The sequence below is a fragment of the Shewanella sp. CAL98-MNA-CIBAN-0140 genome (assembly GCF_040309905.1).
Taxonomy (GTDB): Bacteria; Pseudomonadota; Gammaproteobacteria; order Enterobacterales; family Shewanellaceae; genus Shewanella; species Shewanella psychromarinicola.
Map to the genome: position 1 here is coordinate 1 of NZ_JBEOPI010000089.1, position 1,083 is coordinate 1,083.

1 protein-coding gene is annotated in these 1,083 nt (G+C 44.6%); it reads right to left on the reverse strand.

Annotation, left to right across the window (positions count from 1 at the left end):
- Nucleotides 1-48: 48 nt before the first annotated feature.
- Nucleotides 49-1,083: elongation factor Tu (tuf, locus tag AAEY93_RS20255; protein ID WP_351079423.1), on the reverse strand; the 1,035-nt coding region annotated here is incomplete at its 5' end.

Genomic DNA, 1,083 nt, shown 5'->3' on the forward strand with positions numbered 1-1,083 from the left:
AAAAAAGGAAGCCGAGGCTTCCTTTTTCAGTGTTCACTAAAGTCGCTATTACGCGATAATTTTAGCTACAACACCTGCACCAACTGTACGGCCACCTTCACGGATAGCAAAACGTAAACCGTCATCCATCGCGATTGGGTAAATCAGTGTAACTACCATCTTGATGTTATCACCAGGCATAACCATTTCTACGCCTTCTGGTAACTCAATTGTGCCTGTTACGTCTGTTGTACGGAAGAAGAACTGTGGACGGTAGCCTTTGAAGAATGGAGTATGACGTCCGCCTTCTTCTTTGGACAACACGTAGACTTCTGACTCAAACGTTGTGTGTGGGTTAATTGAACCAGGCTTAGCTAGTACTTGACCACGTTCAACATCATCACGCTTAGTTCCACGTAATAACACACCACAGTTTTCGCCAGCACGACCTTCGTCAAGTAACTTACGGAACATTTCTACACCAGTACAAGTCGTTTTAGTTGTTGGTCTAACACCAACAATTTCTACTTCGTCTGATATACGAACGATACCACGTTCAACACGACCGGTTACCACTGTTCCACGACCTGAAATCGAGAATACGTCTTCGATTGGTAGTAGGAACGGCTTATCGATGTCACGCTCTGGCTCTGGAATATAAGTATCTAAAGCTTCTGCAAGCTCAAGAATTTTAGCTTCCCACTCTGGCTGGCCTTCTAGTGCCTTAAGCGCTGAACCTTGGATTACTGGTAAATCATCACCTGGGAAGTCGTATTCTGAAAGAAGCTCACGCACTTCCATTTCTACTAATTCTAGTAATTCTTCGTCATCTACCATGTCACATTTGTTCATGAATACGATGATGAAAGGGACACCTACTTGACGAGAAAGCAAGATGTGCTCACGTGTTTGTGGCATTGGGCCATCAGTAGCAGCTACTACTAAGATTGCGCCGTCCATCTGTGCAGCACCGGTAATCATGTTCTTAACATAATCCGCGTGACCTGGACAATCTACGTGTGCGTAGTGACGTAATGGTGTGTCATATTCGATGTGAGAAGTATTAATTGTAATACCGCGCTCACGCTCTTCTGGAGCGTTATC